Source organism: Pseudomonas atacamensis (assembly GCF_017167965.1).
GTDB lineage: Bacteria > Pseudomonadota > Gammaproteobacteria > Pseudomonadales > Pseudomonadaceae > Aquipseudomonas > Aquipseudomonas atacamensis.
Genome location: NZ_CP070503.1, coordinates 3475913 through 3491697, shown reverse-complemented (window position 1 = coordinate 3491697; position 15785 = coordinate 3475913). Strand labels below are relative to the sequence as shown.

Below are 15785 nucleotides of genomic sequence, written 5' to 3'. Positions count from 1 at the left end.
GCCCGACAAACGACGCCGTTTGGCTGATGTTCGCGCCCAGTGACCCAGCCATCGCAAGCAATCGACCTTTGATCGAATCCTCGGAGAAGTCGCTTGCTCAATGAAGGCACCTGGCCATACGCTGCTCCGCGTGAGACATCTCACAAAGAATAACAACACGAGCATGGAGCAAGCCCTGATGAAACTGTCCGCCATTCTGATTGCCGCAATATTATCGATTACATCCGTTGCTGCCTTTGCGCACAGCGGTGGCACTGACTCGAAGGGTTGCCATCGCAACCACAAGACCAACGACTACCACTGCCACTAAACGGCAAGAGCCCAGCGCAAGGCGGGGCTCTTGTGATGAGCGCGGTGGGGGGCGGGACATAAGCGCACGCCCGACCTTCATCGCTTGTATTTGAAACTCTGCACCTCACCGGTAACAGGGCATTTTCGTTTACTCCACCGGCACGACGTTATCCAACGCCTGATTAACCGCCAGTTCGCCGAGCATGACGACCTGCGCGATACCTTGCAGTGTCTTGCGCGCAGATCCTTCAACCATCCCGATCACATCACTCAACATCACCGAAGCCGAGCCCAGTGATTCGCTGGCGTTGACCAGCAACTCTTCGGTGGCGATTTTCGGGTTGGCGAGGAACATGCTGCTGGTTTGGTAGGGCTTGGTTTTGAAGGTGTCGGTGGGTTTGAGGTAGTGGTCGAGGGCGCGGTCGGCGGCTTCGTGGAGTTTTTTTGAGTCGAGTGATTCGTAGGGGGAGGTTGCGTCTGACTGTGGCGGGTTGGGCGTGACTTTGAACATGGTGAAGCTCCATATGTGACCAAGGGAGCCATCACTCTCGCTACCAAACGAAGGGTGGTGGCCATACGAAGGTTGGTAGACCGGCCCACATGGAAAAACCGGCGCGCTCGAAAACGCCCTGCGCATGGCCACCATAAAACCGATGCGAAAGCATCTGCATAGGATGACGTTATGCGCCATGTGGAAAGCGGGCTACCAAACCCGATCACTGTTTTCAGTGACCGGCCAACGATAGAACCACGGCCCGAGGCGCACAAGCCGGCGGATTCTGGCGTAGTCGTAGGCAATGGCGCAAGGCGTTGTAGCTTGCTGGAATAGTCTGGATGTCGGTTTTAAACGGGGTGTTTAGGGAATTGGTTTTGGCTGAGTTTTTGTGTTGATCGAGCTGGGGTCTTCGCGAGCAGGCTCGCTCTTACAGGTGTCGAGTTGGCAATGTTTATAGCGTCGTGCCGACAAGCCCCATCACACATTTTGAACTTTGCTTTCGGCGCCATTTCCATTGTTTGAGGTGACAACCCTCCAGCTCCTACCCACCTGAATCAAGGAATGACCGTGACGGCTCCCACTCATAAACCTGCTCTGCGCCGGGCAATCACTTTTCCGATGCTGTTTCTGTTCATTCTCGGCGATGTACTCGGCGCGGGTGTTTACGCACTCGCCGGAACGATCGCGGGGGAAGTGGGCGGCGCGATTTGGGTGCCGCTGCTGATCGCATTGTTCTTCGCCATGTTGACGGCAGGTTCCTACGCGGAGTTGGTGACCAAATATCCCCACGCCGGCGCGGCTTCGGTGTTCGCGGAAAAGGCCTTCAAGTCACCGCTCATTTCCTTCCTCGTCGGTTTCTGCATGCTGGCGGCTGCGGTCACCAGCGCTGCGGGTTTGTCGCTGGCGTTTGCCGGTGATTACTTGAACGCCTTCGTCGAGGTATCGCCGCAGATTGCAGCGCTGGTGTTTCTTCTGGCTATCGGCCTGCTCAATGCGCGGGGGATCAAGGAGTCGCTTGGGGCAAACCTGGTGATGACCGTGATTGAGCTGTCCGGGTTGATTCTGGTGATCGTGGCTGCGGTCTGGTATTTCCGCACAGGCGAGGCGGATCTGGGGCGGACGCTCACGTTCAAACCGGGCGTCAGTCCCGTGCTGGCGGTGCTGGGGGCGGCGTTGTTGGCGTTCTATTCCTTCGTCGGGTTCGAAACTTCGGCCAATCTGGCCGAGGAAATCAAAGACGTGCGCAAGGTTTACCCGCGCGCCTTGTTCGCCGCTTTGCTCACCGCTGGCGTGGTTTACATGGCGGTTGGCGTGGCAGCTTCTTCGGTGTTGCCTACCGAGAAGTTGGTGGCAACGTCGGCGCCTTTGCTCGAAGTTGTCCGCGCATCGACCCTCGCAATCCCGCCGGCGCTGTTCTCCTTTATTGCGCTGATCGCTGTGGCCAACGGTGCGTTGTTAACCATGATCATGGCCAGTCGATTGACTTATGGCATGGCCAACTTGGGGCTGTTGCCGGGTGTTTTGGGTGCGGTGCTGCCTCAACGCAAAACTCCGTGGGCTGCCATTGTCGCAACGACCTTGGTCGCTATTGCCCTGACACTCACAGGCACGCTGGCAACGCTGGCAGAGACGGTGGTGTTGCTGTTGCTGTTCGTTTTTCTGAGTACCAATGTGGCGGTGCTGGTTCTTCGTCGTGACAGGGTGGAGGAGGACCACTTTCGCGTGCCGACCTTTGTCCCGGTGCTTGCGATCGTGTCGTGTCTGGTGCTGCTCAGTCAGCAGGGGTGGGAAACGTGGTTGCGCGCGGGGGCGTTGATCATTGTCGGGATGTTGCTGCACGGCTTTTCTCGTATCAATTTTTCCGCGATCAGTAAGGCCGGGTAGTGCAGCAGCTTGGGGAATTGGTGTTGTTTGGGCGGGCGTATTCGCGAGCAGGCTCGCTCCCACAGTGGATGGGTGGTGGTTTTCAGAATGAGTCACACGTTGTCAGTCGGCGGGCGGGTGAGTAAGCTGCCGACATGAATCAGTCCTCAGTTTCCTCATCCTTCCCCGGCCCGCGTGGTCCCGTCGATCACGACATTCGTGATCAGATTGTCGCGGCGGCCAACGAGCATTTCAGCCAGTACGGCTACGCCAAGACCACGGTGTCCGATCTGGCCAAGGCCATCGGTTTCTCCAAGGCGTACATCTACAAATTCTTCGATTCCAAGCAGGCGATTGGCGAAGCCATCTGCGCGAACTGTCTGGGGCAGATCGTTGCGGCGGTCGAGCAAGCGATCAACGAAGAAGACCTGACCCCTACCGAGCGTTTCCGCCGGTTGGTGAAAACTGTGATCGCTACGGGCGTGAACCTGTTCTTCAACGATCGCAAACTCTACGACATTGCCGCGTTTGCAGCGGGTGAGAACTGGCCGAGTGCGCAGCGTTACGATGCGCAGATCAAGCGTTTCATCACCGACATTGTCCGTGAAGGGCGCGAGGCCGGTGAGTTCGAGCGCAGGACGCCGCTGGATGAAACGGTCGAATCGATCCACTTGGCGCTGCGGCCCTTCGTCAATCCACTGATGCTGCAACACAATCTGGATTTCATCGAAGTGGCGCCCACGCTGACTTCGAACCTCATCTTGCGCAGCTTGATGCCTTGACCCTTTGCTGATCCGAAAACTCGGATCAGTCTTCCCCTTATCTCGCCTCGCCTGTCCAGGGGAAACAATGAATTGCCCGAATCGTGACTGTTGACTGATATGGTCACTCGGATAACATGGCCGCCGCAGTTTGGTTATTTCAATTCCGAGACACCCATAGAGTCCACACAATGAAAAAAACAATGCTCAAGCACCCGGTGGGGCTGGCTGTCGTTCTTGCATCGTCAAACGTTCTGGCGGGCGGTTTCGCGCTCAATGAGCAAAGCGTCAGCGGCATGGGATCGGGTTTTGCCGGTCGCTCTTCCTCGGCGGAAGACGCCAGTACCGTTTTCGGCAACCCGGCAGGCATGGCGCGGCTCAAGCGCGAGCAGGCCAGCGTCGGGCAGGCGACGCTGTTTGCGAAGTCCGATATCAGCCAGACCCGCAGCACGTTTGGCGGCAAGGAAGACGGCGACATGGTGCCGACCACCACGGTACCGATGGGCTATTACGTCAAGCCGATCGACGAGCATTGGGCGTTCGGCGTGGGGTTCTACGTACCGTTTGGCCTGATCACCGACTACGGCAGCGGTTTTGCCGGCCGCTACTACGCCAACAAAAGCGAAGTCACCACGCTGACGTTCCAGCCGACCATCAGCTATGCCTTCAACGACAAGGTGTCGATCGGCTTCGGCCCAACCATCAACCGCATCAGCGGCGAGCTGTCGGGGATGGTCGCCAATCCGCTGAGCCCCGGACGCAACGACGGCAAAGTCAAAAGCACCGGCGACGACACCGCGCTGGGCTTTAACGCCGGGGTCATGATCCAGGCCACCGAGCAGACCCGCCTGGGCCTGACCTATCACTCGAAAGTCAGTTACCACCTCGACGCGAAAAGCAAACTCAGCGATGGCATCTTCAACGTGCTCGGAGTCAGCGGTCGCAGCTATGACGCCTCGCTGGACGTCGACACCCCGGAGTCGGTGGACTTCTCGGTCACCCATCAACTGAACAACGACTGGACGCTGTATGCCGGCAGCACCTGGACGCGCTGGAGTCGCTTCCAAGAGCTGACCATCGAAAACAGTGGATTGCCGCCATTGCTCGCCGGCCAGTTGGGCACGATCAGCGAGGAGCAGAACTGGCACGACACCTGGGCTCACGCGATCGGCGCGGCGTACCGGTTGAATAACCAGTGGGTGCTGCGTACCGGGTTCTCGGTTGATCAATCTCCGGCGAACAACACCAATCGTGGACCGCGTATTCCCACGGGTGATCGTAAAGTGTTCAGCCTCGGTGCCGGTTGGACCCCAGCGGAGAATGTCACCATCGACGTCGCCTATTCCTATCTGTGGGAAGAGAGCGTCGAGATCAACGACACCTCGGCGGGCAAGGGTTCGTACAGCGCGAAATACAAGAACAGCGCCAGCGGGCTCGGTACGTCTGTCAGCTATCGGTTCTGATTCAGCGCTGAACATCGGGCCGGTGACGTTGTGACTGTTGACGATAACGGTCACAAGACTGAGAATATGATGATCATCCTATTTTCAGTAAAGGAATTCCATGCGCCGGCTCCGACCTTTTCCCCTCGCGGTATGTTTGTTGCCCTTGGTCCTGACGGCGTGCGGGGATTCCTCCAGCGCAAAAGATCCACGTACCTTGGCGCCGATTGTCAGATCGGCAACGGTGCAACCGGCAGAAAATGGGTCTCGATCATTCACCGGCGTCGTCGCTGCGCGCACCCAGGGCGATCTGGGCTTTCGCGTTTCGGGCAAGGTGCTCGAGCGTCTGGTTGATACCGGGCAGACGGTCAAGCGCGGCCAGCCACTGATGCGCCTCGACCCGATCGACCTCGGCCTGCAGGCGCGAGCCCAGCAAGAAGCGGTGAGCGCCGCTCGCGCCCGAGCCATACAGACTGCCGGTGACGAAGCGCGCAATCGCAAACTCGTCGCCGCCGGCGCTATTTCGGCATCGGCCTACGATCAGTTCAAAGCCGCCGCTGACACCGCCAGGGCGCAACTCAATGCCGCTGTGGCGCAAGCGGACGTAGCGCGCAACGCCTCGGGTTACGCGGTTTTGCTGGCGGACGCTGATGGCGTGGTGGTGGAAACCCTCGCCGAGCCGGGGCAAGTCGTCAGCCCGGGACAACCGGTGGTGCGGCTGGCGCGGGCCGGTCAGCGGGAGGCCATCGTCCATCTGCCCGAGACCTTGCGCCCCGCGCCGGGCTCAACCGCTCAGGCAAAACTGTATGGCGATACGTCGGCTGCCGTGAGCGCAAAACTGCGTCTGCTTTCCGATTCGGCCGACAGCACAACTCGTACTTTCGAGGCACGCTATGTGCTCGAAGGCAGTTTGGCCAATGCGCCAATCGGCTCGACGGTCACCGTCGAAATTGCTCAGGGTTCTTCGCCAGATCAGGCGCTGAAAGTGCCCGTCGCCGCGATCTACGACCCGGGCAAAGGCCCCGGCGTGTGGGTCATCGCCGGCACACCGGCGAAAGTGAGCTGGCGCCCGGTCGAGGTCCTGGGCTTGAGCGACGACTCGGCCCGTGTCGCTGGCCAGCTCAACGTCGGTGACCCGATTGTCGCGCTGGGCGCGCATCTGCTGCGCGATGGCGAAGAAGTGCGCTTGCTTGCCCGCGACGATGGCCAGATTGCCGGGAGTCGTCCATGAGCGAGGGCCGGTTCAACCTTTCTGCTATCGCCGTGCGCCAACGTGCGATCACGGTGTTTCTGATTTTTCTCATCGCCGTGGCCGGCGTCCTGTCGTTCTTCAAATTGGGCCGGGCGGAAGATCCGCCGTTCACGGTCAAGCAGCTCACGGTGATTACGGCGTGGCCAGGGGCGACCGCGCAAGAGATGCAGGATCAGGTCGCCGAACCCCTCGAAAAGCGTCTGCAGGAATTGAAGTGGTACGACCGCACGGAAACCTACACGCGTCCGGGACTGGCGTTCACCATGGTCTCGTTGCTCGACAGCACACCGCCGTCGCAAGTGCAGGAAGAGTTTTATCAGGCACGCAAGAAGCTCGACGATGAAGCGATCAGGCTGCCGGCGGGTGTCATCGGGCCGATGGTCAACGACGAGTTCTCCGACGTGACCTTTGCGCTGTTCGCCTTGAAAGCCAAGGGCGAGCCGCAGCGCTTGCTGGTGCGCGACGCGGAAACTTTACGCCAGCGCCTGTTGCACGTGCCGGGGGTGAAAAAGGTCAACATCATCGGCGAGCAGGCCGAGCGGATATTCGTTTCGTTTTCCCATGATCGCTTGGCGACGCTGGGCTTGTCGCCGCAGGACATTTTCGCCGCGCTGAACAATCAGAACGTATTGACGCCCGCCGGGTCGGTCGAAACCAAAGGGCCGGAGGTTTTTTTGCGCGTCGATGGCGCGTTCGACACGCTGCAGAAAATCCGTGACACGCCTGTTGTCGCTCAGGGCCGAACACTCAAGCTGTCTGACGTGGCCACGGTCGAGCGCGGCTACGAAGACCCGGCAACCTTCCTGGTGCGCAGCAACGGCGAAGAAGCGTTATTGCTCGGCGTGATCATGCGCGAGGGCTGGAACGGTCTCGATCTGGGCAAGGCGCTGGATGCCGAGACGGCCAGGATCAACGGGGAAATGCCGTTGGGCATGACGCTGTCGAAAGTCACCGATCAGGCGGTGAATATCGACTCGGCCGTTGGCGAGTTCATGGTCAAGTTCTTTGTCGCGCTGCTGGTGGTCATGCTCGTGTGCTTTCTCAGCATGGGCTGGCGTGTCGGCGTGGTGGTCGCAGCGGCGGTGCCGTTGACCCTGGCGATCGTATTTGTGGTGATGGCGGCGACCGGCAAGAACTTTGACCGGATCACCCTCGGCTCGCTGATTCTGGCGCTCGGCTTGCTGGTCGATGACGCGATCATCGCCATTGAAATGATGGTGGTGAAAATGGAGGAGGGCTACGACCGCATCAAGGCCTCCGCTTATGCCTGGAGCCACACGGCAGCGCCAATGCTGGCCGGTACGCTGGTGACGGCGATTGGCTTTTTGCCCAACGGATTTGCGCAATCAACGGCGGGCGAATACACCAGCAACATGTTCTGGATTGTCGGCATCGCGCTCATAGCTTCGTGGGTCGTCGCCGTGGCTTTCACGCCGTACCTGGGCGTGAAGCTGTTGCCGGACATCAAGAAAGTCGAAGGCGGGCACGCGGCAATCTACGACACGCCGCGCTACAACCGTTTCCGGCGCGTTCTGGCATGGGTGATCACGCGCAAATGGCTGGTGGCCGGTGCGGTGGTCGTGCTGTTTGCCGTTGCGATTCCAGGCATGGGGCTGGTGAAGAAGCAGTTCTTTCCGACCTCTGACCGTCCCGAAGTGATGATCGAAGTGCAGATGCCCTACGGCACGTCCATCGAGCAGGCCAGCGCCGCGGCGGCCAAAGTCGAAGCCTGGCTGCACAAGCAGGATGAAGCCAAAATCGTCACGGCCTATATCGGTCAGGGTGCACCACGGTTTTTCCTGGCAATGGCGCCGGAGTTGCCGGATCCATCGTTCGCCAAAATCGTCGTGCTGACCGACAGCCAGGACGCCCGTGAAACTCTGAAGTTGCGTTTGCGCGAAGCGGTCGCTGAAGGGCTTGCTCCAGAGGCGCGGGTTCGGGCGACGCAAATTGTCTTCGGCCCGTATTCGCCATTTCCCGTGGCCTATCGGGTGATGGGGCCTGATCCGGCGAAATTGCGCGACATCGCCGAGCAGGTCAGGGCAGTGATGCAGGACAGCCCGATGATGAGAACCGTCAACACTGACTGGGGGCCGCTGACGCCCACGCTGCATTTCAACTTGAATCAGGATCGCTTGCAGGCAGTGGGGCTGACGTCCAGCGCAGTCGCCCAGCAGTTGCAGTTTCTGCTCAGCGGGGTGCCGATCACGGCGGTGCGCGAAGACATCCGTTCCGTGCAGGTCGTTGGCCGTGCGGCGGGCAATATCCGCCTTGATCCGGCGCAGATCGAAGGCTTCACCCTGGTCGGTGCGGCGGGGCAGCGCATCCCGCTGTCGCAGATCGGCCAGGTCGAAGTGCGCATGGAAGACCCGATCCTGCGCCGCCGCGATCGCACGCCGACCATCACCGTCCGTGGCGACATCGCCGAAGGTTTGCAGCCACCGGACGTTTCCGGCGCAATCATCCAGCAGTTGCAGCCGATCATCGAAAACCTGCCTTCCGGCTACCGGATTGAACAGGCGGGCGCCATCGAAGAATCCGGCAAGGCCGGCAAAGCGATTCTGCCGTTGCTGCCGATCATGATCGCCATGACGCTGCTCATCATCATCGTCCAGGTACGCTCGATCTCAGCGATGATCATGGTCTTCCTCACCTCGCCGTTAGGCTTGATCGGTGTGGTGCCGACGCTGCTGATCTTCAACCAGCCATTCGGTATCAATGCGCTGGTCGGGTTGATTGCGCTGTCCGGGATTCTGATGCGCAACACGCTGATTCTGATCGGGCAGATCCATCACAACGAGCAGGAAGGGCTGGCGCCGTTCCATGCCGTGGTTGAAGCGACAGTGCAACGGGCGCGGCCGGTGTTGTTGACCGCGCTGGCGGCGATTCTCGCGTTCATTCCGCTGACCCACTCGGTGTTCTGGGGCACGCTGGCGTACACGCTGATCGGCGGCACGTTTGTTGGCACCATCATCACGCTGGTGTTTCTGCCGGCGATGTATGCGATCTGGTTCAGGATTCGGCCTGAGCGCTGACATCGAGCACGATTTTTCCCCGGGTGTGTCCGGCCCAGCTTTGTTTAACCGCGTCGACAACTCCTGTCAGCGGTACCACTTGAGCCTCAAGGCTGAGCTTGCCGGATGTGAACAGCGCGGCAATCTCGGCCAATTGGCTGCCATCGGAGCGGGTGGCGAAATTTTTGCCACTCACACCGTGCTCGCTTGCCTTCTGTGCAGAGGGTGCGCTTACGGGGGAAACCAGAACGCCCCCGCGCTTGATCACACTCCATGAGCGGTTCTGAGTTTCGCCGCCGACCAGATCAATGACCGCATCGAGGTCAGCAACGCTGTCTTCGAATTTAGCCATGGTGTAGTCAATCACCTCATCGGCGCCAAGTGAACGCAGATAGTCGTGGTTCTTCGCAGAGCTGGTCGCTATCACATATGCACCGGCAAGGCGGGCGAGCTGGATTGCGAAGCTGCCCACGCCACCTGAGCCGCCGTGAATGAGGACTTTTTGACCTGCCTGAATCCCGGCGTGTTCATGCAAGGCTTGCCAAGCAGTCAGTGCTGCCGCCGGCACGCCGCCGGCTTCTTGCAACGATAGTGTTGTCGGCGTGAGGGCCAGACGATCTGGCGTTGAGAGGGCCTGGGTCGCATATCCGCCGGTAATCCCGATAAACCCGAACACCTTGTCGCCAACGACAAAGTCTCTGACATTCCTGCCCACCGCGGCGACTGTGCCTGAGACTTCCACGCCAGGCGTGTAGGGCAGTGGCAGAGGAATGAATTGCTGCATGGCACCGGAGAGGATTTTCCAATCGATTGGATTGATCCCACTACCGGCAACATTGATTAACACCTGATCGTCATTGGGTTTCAGATCCGCAAGTTCTTTGAGCTCCAGCGCTTCTGCCTGGCCGTACTGCGCGACTTGGATCGCTTTCATGATTCTCTCCGTTGTGATGGTCAAGGCTCGTCGGAAGAAATGGACGCGACGGCGATTCGATTAGTGGCGACGTGCGTCGAGGCTGAAACGCCCTGCGCCGAAAGAAACGATCTGCAAGAGCCCACCGGCCATGGCGATATTCTTGAAGAAGTGAATGAACTGATTCTGGTCCGCCAGGGCGTTATGGAAAATCAGTGCGGTCAGTACGCTGAAAATCGCCAACAGCGCTGCGGTGGTACGTGTGCGATAACCGGCGATCAACGCTACGCCGCCGAGAACCTCGACAGCAATCGCCACGCCCAACGCCAGTTCGGGAAAAGGCAACCCGACAGAGCCGATGTAGCCAATCATCATGGCCGGTGCCGCGATTTTCGACAGGCCCGAAAGAATGAAGATCGCGCTCAGAAGAATCCGCCCGATCAAGGAAACGGTGCTGTTGAGGTTGGAAGACGTTGAAGCAGTGACGCTGGAAATTGTGGCTGCGTGGGACATGACGTGGATTTCGCTGATTTCAGCGCTTCACCATGAAGCGCCGTTGTGGAGCAGATGATGTCACCGCGCAGCTTTGCGCAATAGCCGACAAGTTTCGATGATCAGGTTCGAAAAAATAGAAATGCAGCAGAAATCGAAGTGGACCTCCCTCTGTGGTCAGCGACGTGTGTTGGTGAGCAGGATCAGGCAAATGTCGCGGACTAATCGGATAACAGCGGCGGGGCGGATTCGGTACGTTGGTCTCGAACGCGGTTCAGCCGAATCCTGAACCGCCGCTATCAAGAGGAGTACTGCAATGAACGAGACTAAGGTTTGGTTGGTTACAGGCTGTTCCACCGGGTTCGGTCGCCACATCGCCACGGCGCTGCTGAATGAGGGTGAGCGTGTGGTGGTCACGGCGCGCAACACACAGCAGATCGAGGATCTGGCCGCCCTCGGCGACGCTTTGATTCTGCCTCTGGACGTGACCGATCCGGCGCAGGCGATGCAGGTCGTACAGGCGGCCGAGCATCGCTTCGGGCGCGTGGACGTGCTGATCAATAACGCCGGCGTTGGCTATTTCTCATCGGTAGAAGACAGCGACGATGAAGCTGTTCGGGGGATGTTCGAGGTCAACTACTTCGGCACGGCCAATATGATTCGGGCGGTACTGCCAGGCATGCGCAAGCGGCGCACCGGCATGATCGTCAACCTCACATCGGTAGGCGGTCTGGTCGGGTTCGAAGCGGTCGGCCATTACTGCGCGACGAAGTTCGCCGTGGAGGGTCTGTCGGAAAGTCTGCGCGCCGAAGTTGCGCCACTGGGTATCGGCGTGATGACCGTTCAGCCCAGCGCCTTCAGAACCCAATGGGCGGGGTCTTCGGGCGCCGCGCAAACGGTGGCCGAGGATTACCAGGCAACCGCCGGCGCTGCGATGCGCGCATACCAGCAATCTGTTGGCAATCAAGCTGGCGACCCAGCCAGGGCGGCAGCGGCAATCTACGCCGCGGTTACCTGCGCAGCGCCGCCGGCGCGCCTGCTGTTGGGCAATGAAGCCTATGAGGCAGCGCAGGCGAAGCTTGCCGCCATGGGCCGCGAGTTCAGCGCATGGGAATCTACCGCCCGTGGCGCGGACTTCCCGACGGCCTGACAGGCGAAGCCCGCACTGATGGCATGGACGCTACAGAATCAGGCAAACACCTGAGAGGAGTGAGTTAACGGGGACGACGCGGTGCGGGAAAAACTGGGCGAGTGAGTTGACTCGCCCAATTTTGAACGGCATTTACCGAGGAGTATTTGTATGAATTCGTCGTCCCCGTCCCGACCTTTCATGTGGCTTTGCGCATTCGCAGCGGGGTCCATGATCGCTAATCTCTATTATCTGCAGCCGATCCTGTCGTTGGTAACGGGGACATTTGATATTCCGCTCGCCACGTCCGGCCTGCTGGTGAGTTGCGCTCAACTTGGCTACACGCTGGGCATTGTGCTGGTCGTCCCGCTCGGTGACGTCCTCGAAAGAAGAGCGCTTCTGAGCCGGATGTTTACCATCAACGCACTAGCGCTGTTTGTGGCTGCGGCCAGCCCGAATTTCTTGTTGTTCTGCGCCGCAGTGTTGATCAGTGGAGTCACGGCATCCGCTGCCATGTTGATTGTGCCGTACGTAGCGTCCATCGCAGCTGAGCATCGGCGCGGTCAAGTGATCGGCGTGGTGATGACCGGGGCCTTGCTCGCGATACCGCTGTCGTGGCTGGTCTCCGGCGGTATCGGCAACGCGGCAGGGTGGCGCTTGGTGTACGCCAGCGCCGGGTGCGCGGCGCTGATCCTGCTCATGCTGCTCAGAATCACCTTGCCAACCGAGCCCGAGCGCCGAGGCCAGCCCGTGCGTTATGAGCAGTTGATGCGCTCGTTGTGGCAACTCATCCTCGAGTATCCAGCGCTTGCTCGCCGGGCGCTTTACGGTGCGCTGGGAATGGCCAGCTTCAGCATGTTGTGGACTGGATTACCAATACTGTTGTCGCAACCGCCGTTCGATTTTTCGACTTCGAGCATCGGACTGATCGGGCTCACGGGAGTGACTGGCGCGTTGATTCCCGGTGTGGTTGGCCGGCTCTGTGATCATGGCTACCGGCACGCGCTGGCATTCGGGTTGGCCTCGTTGATGATACTGGCCTGGGCAGTGCTGAGCTTTGCGGCGACAGGGCTCTGGATAATTATCGCTGCCGCAATGGCCTTGAACGTTGGCGTAATGGGCTTGCAGATCACCCATCAATCGGTCATCTACAAACTGGCCCCCGCAGCCAATTCACGGATTACCGCGGTGTTTATCAGTATCAACTTTGTTGGCGGCGCTATTGGCTCCGCAGTTGCAAGTTTCGGTATTCGGTATGTCGGCTGGGAAGGGCTGTGCCTACTGGGCGCTGCTTTGCCCGCGGCTCTTGTGCTGGCCTATGCATTGAAGGAACGGCCCTTTGCCCGCGTTGCGGTTCAATGAACATGCAAATGGGCGGCGAGGAAATCCATCAGGGCTCTTACGCGTGCGGGCAGATGTCCGCCTTGGCCGACGTAAATCGCATGAATCTCCGTGACGCTTGCAGGCACGAATGGTTGCAGGACGCAAACCAACCTTCCGGCAGCCAGGTCATCTGCAACCTGGCAGAACCCCAGCTTGGCTAGCCCTGCGCCCAGCACCGTCAACTCACGCAAGGCGTCGCCATCGCTGACGCGCAGATTGCCTTTTACCGGGTACATACGTTGCTCGCCGCTCTCGTCGAGCAAGGCCCACTCCATGGCGGGAGGCGAAAAGGTGAAACCCAGACAGTTGTGATCGGCAAGGTCTTGAGGCACCAGCGGAGTGCCCTTGGCCGCCAGGTAGTCAGGAGATCCTACGATCAGCCCTCTGGATTGCCCGAGTCGTTTCGCCACAAGGTTGGAGTTCTTGAGCGCTCCGGTGCGTATGGCGATATCCGCACGTGCTTCGATGAGATCGACCACCTCATCGGTGAGGAAAAGTTCGACGCTGACCCCAGGATGTTGATTCATGAACAAGTTGATGATGGGAAGAAAAAGCTGGCGGCCGATACCCACATTACAGCTGATTCTGACCACGCCCTGCGGTGCAGAACTGGCAGATGCTTCGCGTTCCGCTTCGTCAAGATCGGCCAGTATGGCAACGCTGCGTTCGTAAAAAGCCATTCCTTCTGGCGTCAGCAGTTGCTTGCGCGTGGACCTGTTCAGCAAACGTGCGCCAAGACGGCTTTCCAGGCGCGTCATGAGCTTGCTCACGGCAGAGGGGGTTATCGCGCAAGCTCTTGCGGCCGCTGAATAACCTCCGCGTTCCACCACTTTAACGAACACGCTCATCTCGGCGAAGCAATTGATATCCAGTCGTGGCATGTGAACTCACGTCATAAATCGTGTGCCTGGGCACGGGCTGTTTATCTACCATTTCGCGCGCCTAATATTTTGCCAACGCGATATGGAACGGTTGCCGACTTTGCAAGCAAAGAAGTGGCCACTTCCAACCATCGCGCTCTTGCTGTCACGTTGTTTTCTCTAACCGTAGAACATTGCCATGTTGATAGCTGCTCGGAGGCTGAAATGACTCACACACTGCAATTAGTACTGATCCATAACAGCAACCAGTCCAACGGCGTAGACACGGCTTTGGTGCAATGGATTACCGCCGTGGTGCAAGACCGCAGCGAATTTGCGTTGAGCGTGGTAGAGCCGTTTGACCTGAGATTTATAGACGATTTTTCGGAACAGCCCGGTCGTCGAGTGTGCTTGAGAGCTCTAGCGGCAGCAGATGCCTATATCGTCTTGGTGCCCGCACGTCACCTTGGTTACCAGCATGGATTGAAAGTCTTGATGGCGCGCTGGCCTGAACACCTCCAGGGACGACCTTGTTCATTTGTTGGTTATGGCACCACGACCGGCGGGGAGGATGAGGTCGACGAGCTTGGATGCGAGTTGTTGAAGCTGCAGGCCATGCCTGTTGGTGGCTATGTGAAGTTCGCTGAGATTGCCGAGCGTCTCGAACAAGGCTTCGGACTGGAGCACTTTGCGCAAGCACGGCTTTCGATGGCGCAGTTGTTGATCCAGCTGGCCTGGTGGGCACGGGCGCTGAAAGATGCGCGGGCCTTCTCTCCTTTGCAGAAGTTCGCGTAGTCCTTCGCTTAGCCGTTTCTGCGAGCGCCTGGAGCATTGGGCAAAACCTGCGCAGGAATTGCATAACGGCACCGCGTCGCGACTTTTTACTCTTGCTTCAAGTCCTGCTGAACGGCAGGAAACTCTGATCTGAAAACAGGAGTTCTAAAATGTCCGATGTCGAAATTCGCGTAACCCCTGATGCGCAAGAACACGCCACGGCAAATCCAGCCGACGATCAGGGCAAGTACGTTGGCATGTGGGTGACAGCCGACGGTCATATTCGCCATGAGTTGCTGCCAGGAGGGCGATATGACGAGGCCCGCGGTCGGCAAAAAAACGCTTATCAAGGGCGCTACTGGCTGGAAGGCGACCACATCGAGTATGTGGACGATACTGGCTTTACCGCAGACGGAGAGTTTCGAGATGACGTGCTGTACCACGCGGGCATGGTGTTATATCCCGAGCGCTGACGCATAAGCCGGAATGAACATTCCGGCTTTTTTATTGGTGTCGTATTACAGATTCTGTGGGCGGAATTGATCGCGCAAATCCAGGGTTTCGCCCGCCACCATAAATTTCCCCTGCCCGCGGTAATGCAGGGTTTTGGGGTTTTTCACCGACGTAGCCACATGCGCCTTGACCACTTCCCACACGAACAGACCGTACTCGCCGATAAGATTCGAGTCGAACAGCTTGCACTCGAAATTGGCGTAGCACTCTTTGATCAACGGGGCCTTTACCCGTTCTGCGGGGGCGGCTGTGAGGTCAAATTGGGCAAACTTGTCGATGGCGCCACCGCTGCTGTTGCCGACGGCAACAACCTGGTCCACCAATTCGACGGTGGGCACGTTGATGACGCACTGCTGGCTGTTGTGGATCAGCTCGTAGCTGTGGTTTGCACTCCAGATGTAGCAGCCAAACAGGGCGGGGGAGAACTGCATCATCATGTGCCAACCCATGGTCATTATGTTGGTTTCACCTTGCCAGGCGGAGGTCACCAGGACGATGGGGCCGGTTTCCAGATGCTGGCGAACCTCGCTCAAAGGGAAGTCGGATTTTCGAAATGCGGTCATGGCGCCTCCGGGGATCAAAAGAGGATAAACAGTTGTTGT

Annotated in this window: 15 protein-coding genes; 10 read left to right on the top strand and 5 right to left on the bottom strand. The window is 58.9% G+C overall.

Features of this window, described 5'->3' with window-relative positions; translation table 11 throughout:
- Window positions 1–100: 100 nt before the first annotated feature.
- On the top strand, window positions 101–310 hold the full coding sequence (locus JWU58_RS27700; RefSeq protein WP_367615309.1) for a YHYH domain-containing protein: 210 nt from the start codon (window positions 101–103) through the stop codon (window positions 308–310).
- 129 nt (window positions 311–439) lie between these two features.
- Here JWU58_RS27700 and JWU58_RS15695 read toward each other — a convergent pair whose 3' ends face one another.
- Window positions 440–802, bottom strand: a complete 363-nt coding sequence (locus JWU58_RS15695) for a DUF6124 family protein (protein ID WP_206420489.1) — start codon at window positions 800–802, stop codon at window positions 440–442.
- Between the two features lie 546 nt (window positions 803–1348).
- Here JWU58_RS15695 and JWU58_RS15690 point away from each other — a divergent pair.
- The 5 genes from JWU58_RS15690 to JWU58_RS15670 all read left to right on the top strand — a co-directional run bounded on the left by JWU58_RS15690 (window position 1349) and on the right by JWU58_RS15670 (window position 9140).
- Window positions 1349–2671 carry an APC family permease gene (locus JWU58_RS15690; protein ID WP_206420488.1) on the top strand — a complete coding sequence of 441 codons (1323 nt, stop codon included), beginning with the start codon at window positions 1349–1351 and terminating at the stop codon, window positions 2669–2671.
- A 134-nt stretch (window positions 2672–2805) separates the two neighbouring features.
- Complete coding sequence (locus tag JWU58_RS15685) at window positions 2806–3432, top strand: TetR/AcrR family transcriptional regulator (protein ID WP_206420487.1); 627 nt, start codon at window positions 2806–2808, stop codon at window positions 3430–3432.
- A 170-nt stretch (window positions 3433–3602) separates the two neighbouring features.
- Window positions 3603–4874: an OmpP1/FadL family transporter gene (locus JWU58_RS15680; RefSeq protein ID WP_125916042.1), complete on the top strand. Its 1272-nt coding sequence runs from the start codon at window positions 3603–3605 to the stop codon at window positions 4872–4874.
- A 100-nt stretch (window positions 4875–4974) separates the two neighbouring features.
- A complete protein-coding gene (locus tag JWU58_RS15675) occupies window positions 4975–6084 on the top strand; it encodes an efflux RND transporter periplasmic adaptor subunit (protein WP_206420486.1) in 1110 nt (369 codons plus the stop codon).
- Window positions 6081–9140, top strand: coding sequence for an efflux RND transporter permease subunit (locus tag JWU58_RS15670; protein ID WP_206420485.1), 3060 nt, complete (start codon window positions 6081–6083; stop codon window positions 9138–9140). Before JWU58_RS15675 ends, JWU58_RS15670 begins: the two co-directional genes overlap by 4 nt.
- On the opposite strand, the gene JWU58_RS15665 is transcribed toward JWU58_RS15670, so the two are convergent.
- Window positions 9118–10053, bottom strand: coding sequence for an NADP-dependent oxidoreductase (locus JWU58_RS15665; RefSeq protein ID WP_206420484.1), 936 nt, complete (start codon window positions 10051–10053; stop codon window positions 9118–9120). The genes JWU58_RS15670 and JWU58_RS15665 overlap by 23 nt on opposite strands.
- A gap of 60 nt (window positions 10054–10113) precedes the next feature.
- Window positions 10114–10545 (bottom strand): DoxX family protein, encoded by a 432-nt coding sequence (locus JWU58_RS15660; protein WP_082228565.1) that lies wholly within the window; start codon window positions 10543–10545, stop codon window positions 10114–10116.
- 295 nt (window positions 10546–10840) lie between these two features.
- On the opposite strand from JWU58_RS15660, the gene JWU58_RS15655 reads away from it, so the two are divergent.
- Both JWU58_RS15655 and JWU58_RS15650 read left to right on the top strand, forming a co-directional pair.
- Window positions 10841–11674 carry an oxidoreductase gene (locus JWU58_RS15655; RefSeq protein WP_123442695.1) on the top strand — a complete coding sequence of 278 codons (834 nt, stop codon included), beginning with the start codon at window positions 10841–10843 and terminating at the stop codon, window positions 11672–11674.
- Between the two features lie 150 nt (window positions 11675–11824).
- On the top strand, window positions 11825–13015 hold the full coding sequence (locus JWU58_RS15650; RefSeq protein WP_338139251.1) for an MFS transporter: 1191 nt from the start codon (window positions 11825–11827) through the stop codon (window positions 13013–13015).
- Here JWU58_RS15650 and JWU58_RS15645 read toward each other — a convergent pair.
- Window positions 13009–13917 (bottom strand): LysR family transcriptional regulator, encoded by a 909-nt coding sequence (locus tag JWU58_RS15645; protein WP_206420482.1) that lies wholly within the window; start codon window positions 13915–13917, stop codon window positions 13009–13011. The genes JWU58_RS15650 and JWU58_RS15645 overlap by 7 nt on opposite strands.
- A 204-nt stretch (window positions 13918–14121) precedes the next feature.
- Between JWU58_RS15645 and JWU58_RS15640 the strand changes: the two genes are divergently transcribed.
- Window positions 14122–14691 (top strand): NAD(P)H-dependent oxidoreductase, encoded by a 570-nt coding sequence (locus JWU58_RS15640; protein WP_206420481.1) that lies wholly within the window; start codon window positions 14122–14124, stop codon window positions 14689–14691.
- A gap of 236 nt (window positions 14692–14927) precedes the next feature.
- Complete coding sequence (locus JWU58_RS15635) at window positions 14928–15143, top strand: Atu4866 domain-containing protein (protein WP_051600681.1); 216 nt, start codon at window positions 14928–14930, stop codon at window positions 15141–15143.
- Window positions 15144–15188: 45 nt separating this feature from the next.
- Here JWU58_RS15635 and JWU58_RS15630 read toward each other — a convergent pair whose 3' ends face one another.
- Window positions 15189–15746 (bottom strand): flavin reductase family protein, encoded by a 558-nt coding sequence (locus tag JWU58_RS15630; protein ID WP_056785061.1) that lies wholly within the window; start codon window positions 15744–15746, stop codon window positions 15189–15191.
- Window positions 15747–15785: the final 39 nt, after the last annotated feature.